Below are 5,633 nucleotides of genomic sequence, written 5' to 3'. Positions count from 1 at the left end.
CGTTCACCGCGAGGTCGACCAGCCCGGCACCGACCTCCGCGTCACCGTGGTGGCTCAGGTCGACCGGCCCGGCACCGACCTCCGCGTCACCGTGGTGGCCGAGGTCGACCGGCCCGGCACCGACCTGCGCGCCGTCGCGCCGGACCGGGGTGCCGGGGTCGGTCGTCGGTTGCGGGGGCGGCCGGTGCATGAGGGCGATCCTGCCGGGAACGGCACCGGCAGGACAGGCGGGGGTGGCGTTAGCCGTATCACCACCCGAGGAATCATGAGAAATCCTCACGTACTGCCGTCGGGTTTCATAGCTTGAAGGTCGTGAGACAACCCCTCGCCGCCACGGGTCGGCTCGTACCCCTGCTCCGTGCCGGGCTCATCGCCGGCATCGTCCTGGCCGCCGCCGCCTACCCCCTCGCCGCCGCCTTCGGCATCGGCGCGAAGACCACCGCCGACGCCGTCCGACAGAAGGCGTCGATGCTGCGGGACGTGCGTCCCGCGCAGACCTCGTACGTCTACGCCAGCGACGGGCGTACCCCGTTGACGATGTTCTACGAGGAGTACCGCACGTACGTACCGCTGTCGGCCATCTCGCCGCACATGCAGCAGGCGATCGTCGCGGCCGAGGACACCCGCTTCTACACCCACCACGGGGTGGACGCCAAGGGTGTGGCCCGTGCCTTCGTGGTCAACTCCCAGTCCGGCGGGGTGTCCCAGGGCGCCTCGACCCTGACCATGCAGTACGTCCGGATGGCCCTGCGGGACAGCGCCCGCACCCCGAAGGAGGTGCAGGAGGCCACCGCGCAGACCAGCATGCGCAAGATCCGCGAGATGCGGACGGCCATCGACCTGGAGAAGGAGCTGAGCAAGCCGGAGATCCTGGAGCGCTACCTGAACTCCGCGTACTTCGGCCACCGGGCGTACGGCATCTACGCCGCCTCGGAGATCTTCTTCTCCAAGAAGCCCAGCGAACTCAACCAGATCGAGGCGGCCACCCTCGCCGGGCTGGTGAAGTCCCCCTCCGAGTACGACCCGGCCAGTTCCGACCAGAAGGCCGCCACCGACCGGCGCAACTACGTACTCGACCGGATGCAGGTCATGGGGTACATCTCGCCCGACATGGTGCAGAAAATGAAACAGGAGCCGATCCGGCTCAAGCTGACCGACCCGCCCCGGGACTGCACCGCCCTGCCGGAGAAGTACAACAGCTGGGGCTTCTTCTGCGACTACCTGAAAAACTGGTGGAGCGCCCAACCGGCCTTCGGGGAGAACCCGCTGGAACGCATCGACGCGCTCCGCCGGGGCGGCTACAAGATCGTGCTCAGCCTCGACCCTAAGGTGCAGGAGGCCGCCGAGAACGGCGTCCAGGCCAAGGAGAGCACCGGCAGCCCGTTCGCGCACGGCCTGGTCGCCGTCGAACCGGGCACCGGGCGGGTCAAGGCGATGGCCGTCAACCGGAACTACTCGCTGGACCTGAGCAACAACGGTGAACACACCAACCCGAACGCGACCAGCAAGATGAAGAGCAACTACCCGAACACGGTCGCCCCGCTGCTCGGCGGCGGCACACTGCCCGGGTACCAGGCCGGGTCGACGTTCAAGATGTTCGTCATGCTGGCCGCCCTCGACCAGGGCATGCCGCTGTCCACCGCGTTCGACTCGCCGCACCGGTACCGGTCGGAGGTGTACAACGGCTGGGCACCGTCCAACGCCAGCGGCGCGATGACCGGGCGGCAGACCATGTGGTCCGGCTTCGGCAAGTCGGTGAACACCTACTTCGTGTGGCTGGAGGAGCAGGTCGGCGCCGAGAAGGCGGTCCGGCTGGCCGAACGGCTCGGGCTACGCTGGCGTACCGACGTGGACCGGGACATGGCCTCGGCGGAGAAGGCGGACACCTGGGGCGCGTTCACCCTGGGCGTCTCCGACGCCACCCCGTTGGAGATGGCGAACGCGTACGCGGCGGTGGCGGCGGACGGCCGGTTCTGCGAGGCGCTGCCGGTGCTGGAGGTGAGCCACCCGGACGGCACCCCGGCCCGGTACATCACCGCCTCGGGGATGGTGCAGGAGGTCGCCAAGCCGCGCTGCCGGCAGGCGGTGACCGCGGACGCCGCCCGGGCGGCCACCGACGCGGCCCGCTGCCCGACCGGGGACACCCCGGCCAAGGGCTCCTGTGGCGGCTGGTCGACAGCGGACAGCGTCCGGGGCACGGTGGGCCGCCCGGTCGCCGGCAAGACCGGTACCACGGACAGCACCCGGTCCGCCTGGTTCGTCGGGTACACCCCGGAACTGGCGGCGGCGAGCTTCATCGCCGACCCGGACAACCCGTTCAACGCCGTCGGTGACGGCCAGTCGCAGAGACCGATCAACGCGGTGGCGGAGACCCTGCGCGACGCGCTGAAGGGGCAACCGGTACGCCAGTTCCCCGAACCGTCCGACGCGATCGTGGGTGGATCATGACCAGGTCCGTTGCCGGGGTCAGCGCAGGCCGGCGGATAGGGCCGGTCAGCGCAGGTCGGCGGCGACGAAGGACCAGACCTCCAGGTCGACCCGGCCGCCCCGGACCACCCCGGCGTTGCGCAGCAGACCCTCGTAGCTGAACCCGGCCTTCTCCGCCACCCGGCGGGACGCCAGGTTGCCGGGCGCCACCCGCAACTCCACCCGTTGGAAGTCGTGCTCCAGGATCAGCGCGATGGCCAGCGCGTCGACCGCCTCGGCGGCCAGCCCGAAGCCCCGGGCCTCCGCCGCGATCACGTACGACACCTCGGTGACCCGGGCACCCCAGTCGGTACGCCGGGTCCACAGGCAGCCGACCAGGCGGTCGTCCTCCCGCCGGAGTACCGCGTAGTGGTCCCCGTCGCCGCTGTCCCGCCGCTGCCGGGCCAGGTCGGTGCACCACGCCGCCCCGTCGATCTGGCCGGTCTCCTCCCGCACCGGCAACCACCGCCGGGTCTGCCGGTCGGCGAAGATCCCGTCCACCGTCTTCGCGTCCTCGGGGAGCAACGGGCGCACCTCGGTACGGGGTGTGGAGACGGTCAGTGTCGGGAACCGGCGTACCGCCACCTGACCGATCACGTCCGCACCTCGTTCCGTTCCGGCCGGGCCGCCGCGTCGACCACCCGGCGGGCGATCTCCGGCAGCCCGGCCCAGTGCAGGCCCAACTGGGAGGCGTGCACACCCTGCCGGACGAACCCCTCCGGTGCGCCACCGGACCAGGTCCAGGCCGGCGCGACACCGGCCCGTGGGCTGAGCACGGCCCGGTGGCACTTGTAGCCGACCACCCGCGTCCCGGCCGGGGCCACCAGGCTGTCCGTGCCGGCCACCGCCGTGCGGTACCCGACGACGACGCCGTCCCGGGTGGTCGCGGTGGTGTCGAGCACCCCGCACATCGGCTGGCCGTCGACCTCCCGGGCCAGCCAGAGCAGGCCGGCCCCCTCGGCGAGCACCGGTCGACCGGCGCGGGCCAGTCCGGCGACCCCGGCGGCGAGCCGCCGGTTGGCGGTCAACTCCCCGGCGTACGACTCGGGCAGCGCGGCGCCCACCACCAGCGCGACGGTCCCGGGCGGCAGCGACTCGTCGCGGAGCGGGTCGACGGTCACCACCTCGGCCCCGGCGGCGGTGAGCAGCTCGGCGGTCTCCGGATGGCTGTACGAGCCGTGCGGCCCGCCGGCGAGCGCGACCACCGGTCGGGGCCCGGCGACCGGTCCGGTCGACAGCGGCCCTACGGGTGGTGGCCCGGCCGGCAGCCGTCCGGTCGACAGCGGCCCTACGGGTGGTGGCCCGGCCGGCAGCCGTCCGGTCGACAGCGGCCCTACGGGTGGTGGCCCGGCCGGCAGCCGTCCGGTCGACGGCGGCCCTGCGGGTGGTGGCCCGGCCGGGGTCCACGGTTCGACCGGCAGCGGTGGGGCCGAACCGGCCAGCGCGGCCAACCGGTCCACGTCGACCCGGGCGGCGACCGCCGCACCGAGCCGCTGCACGGCACGGAGCGCCTCGGCGTCGGCCCGCAGCACCGGCACCACCCCCCGGTCCCGGGCCGGCAGCACGGGCGGCAGGTCACCCCGGCCGAGCGCCCCGAGCACCGGTACCGCGATGTCGTCCAGCGCCTCCCGCAGCAGCTCACCGTGCCGGTCCGAGGCGACCCGGTTGAGGATCACCCCACCGAGCCAGAGCAGTTCGTCGTACGCCCGGAACCCGTGCACCAGTGCGGCGACCGACTGGCCCATGGTGGCCACGTCGACGACCAGCACCACCGGGCTGCGCAACGCGGTGGCCACGGCGGCCGTCGACTCGGTCTCCGACCGGCCGGCGACACTGTCGTAGAGCCCCATGGTCCCCTCGACCAGGGCGATCCGGGCGCCGGCCACCCCGTGCGCGAAGAGCGGTGCGATCCGGGCCGCACCGACCAGCCGGGGGTCCAGGTTGCGGCCCGGCCGACCGGCGGCCAACCCCAGGTACGCGGCATCGACCTGGTCAGGACCGATCTTGAAGGCGGCCGGGGCCAGTCCCCGGGCGGCGAACGCGGCGAGCAGGCCCACGGCCACGGCTGTCTTACCGTGCCCGGAGGAGGGCGCGCTGAGCACCACGCGCGGCACGACGGTCATCGTCGACTCCTCGGAGGGCAGGGCGGGGCAGGATCGCACGGCACGGGCCGGCGACGGCCCCGGCGGGGCGGGGCCGCGATCCGCCCGCGTGACGATACCCAACCGGACCCCCCGCCGGACCCGACGAACCGCCCGGACCGGACGACGACCGCCGCGCCGTACCGCCCGGACGGGACCACGACCGCCGCGCCGTGTTGCCCGTGCCGGCGGGTGGCCCCGGTCACCCGGGTAACCTCGTGGGCGTGTACCGGTTCCTGCTCACCCCACGGTGGCTGGGCATCCTCGCCCTGACACTGGTCGCCTCTGCGGTGATGGTGCTGCTCGGCATGTGGCAGTTCAGCCGGTACGAGGAACGCACCGCGATCAACGACCGGATCGACAACGCCGGACGGGTCGCCCCTGCCCCGCTGCGCGACCGGCTACCCGCGCCCACCGGTCCGGCGGGTACCGCCGGGGCCGCGCCGTCGGCCGACACCGCGTGGACCCGGGTCACCGCCACCGGCCGGTACGACAACGCGAACGTGATCCTGGTCCGGGGCCGTACCGTCGAGAGCCGGGTCGGTTTCGAGGTGCTCACCCCGCTGGTGCTGGCCGACGGGTCGGCGGTCCTGGTGGACCGGGGCTGGGTGCCGCCGGCCCCCGGCGGGGCGACCGTCCAGCCGCAGATCCCCGACGCACCGACCGGTGAGGTGACGGTCGTCGGCCGGGTGCACCTGACCGAGAGCAGCCCCGGGGTGGTGGAGCGGCGCAACGGTCGGATCGAGACCCGGCGGGTCGGGGTGCCCCGGATCGCCCGCGAACTGCCCTACCCGGTCTACGGGGCCTACCTGCTCCTGGAGGAGCAGACCTCGTCGGCGGAGCCGGCGATGTTCGAGGCGATCCCGATCAAGCACGAGAACAACTGGCTCAACGGCGGGTACGCCGTCCAGTGGTGGATCTTCGCGGTGATGGCGCTGTTCGCGTACGGCTGGCTGGCCCGCCGGGAGGCCCGGGGCGGGTCGGGCGGTACCGCCGAGCCGCAGGACCGGGCCGCCGAGCCGGCAC

At 73.3% G+C, this 5,633-nt stretch carries 4 protein-coding genes and 1 pseudogene; 2 read left to right on the top strand and 3 right to left on the bottom strand.

Annotated elements, in window-relative coordinates:
- A pseudogene (locus GSF22_RS29875) lies at nt 1-190 on the bottom strand (hypothetical protein); the annotation flags it as partial.
- Nucleotides 191-312: 122 nt separating this feature from the next.
- Between GSF22_RS29875 and GSF22_RS29870 the strand changes: the two are divergent.
- Nucleotides 313-2,448 carry a transglycosylase domain-containing protein gene (locus GSF22_RS29870; RefSeq protein ID WP_439957820.1) on the top strand — a complete coding sequence of 712 codons (2,136 nt, stop codon included), beginning with the start codon at nt 313-315 and terminating at the stop codon, nt 2,446-2,448.
- A gap of 45 nt (nt 2,449-2,493) precedes the next feature.
- Here GSF22_RS29870 and GSF22_RS29865 read toward each other — a convergent pair whose 3' ends face one another.
- Entirely contained in the window at nt 2,494-3,063 is a 570-nt protein-coding gene (locus tag GSF22_RS29865) for a GNAT family N-acetyltransferase (RefSeq protein ID WP_208817256.1), read from the bottom strand.
- Nucleotides 3,060-4,589: a cobyrinate a,c-diamide synthase gene (locus tag GSF22_RS29860; RefSeq protein WP_208817255.1), complete on the bottom strand. Its 1,530-nt coding sequence runs from the start codon at nt 4,587-4,589 to the stop codon at nt 3,060-3,062. The genes GSF22_RS29865 and GSF22_RS29860 overlap by 4 nt, the downstream gene beginning before the upstream one ends.
- 236 nt (nt 4,590-4,825) lie before the next feature.
- On the opposite strand from GSF22_RS29860, the gene GSF22_RS29855 reads away from it, so the two are divergent.
- A partial coding sequence (locus GSF22_RS29855; protein ID WP_208817254.1) for an SURF1 family cytochrome oxidase biogenesis protein occupies nt 4,826-5,633 on the top strand: 808 nt, incomplete at its 3' end.

It is taken from the genome of Micromonospora echinofusca, from assembly GCF_017614955.1.
GTDB lineage: Bacteria > Actinomycetota > Actinomycetes > Mycobacteriales > Micromonosporaceae > Micromonospora > Micromonospora echinofusca_A.
Note: the sequence above shows the minus strand (reverse complement) of the source record. Positions and strands in the feature narration are given on the sequence as shown.

Bases quoted from the DNA above. Each gene is read 5' to 3' on its own strand.
- GSF22_RS29860 (WP_208817255.1), bottom strand. From the start codon at position 4,589: ATGACCGTCGTGCCGCGCGTGGTGCTCAGCGCGCCCTCCTCCGGGCAC.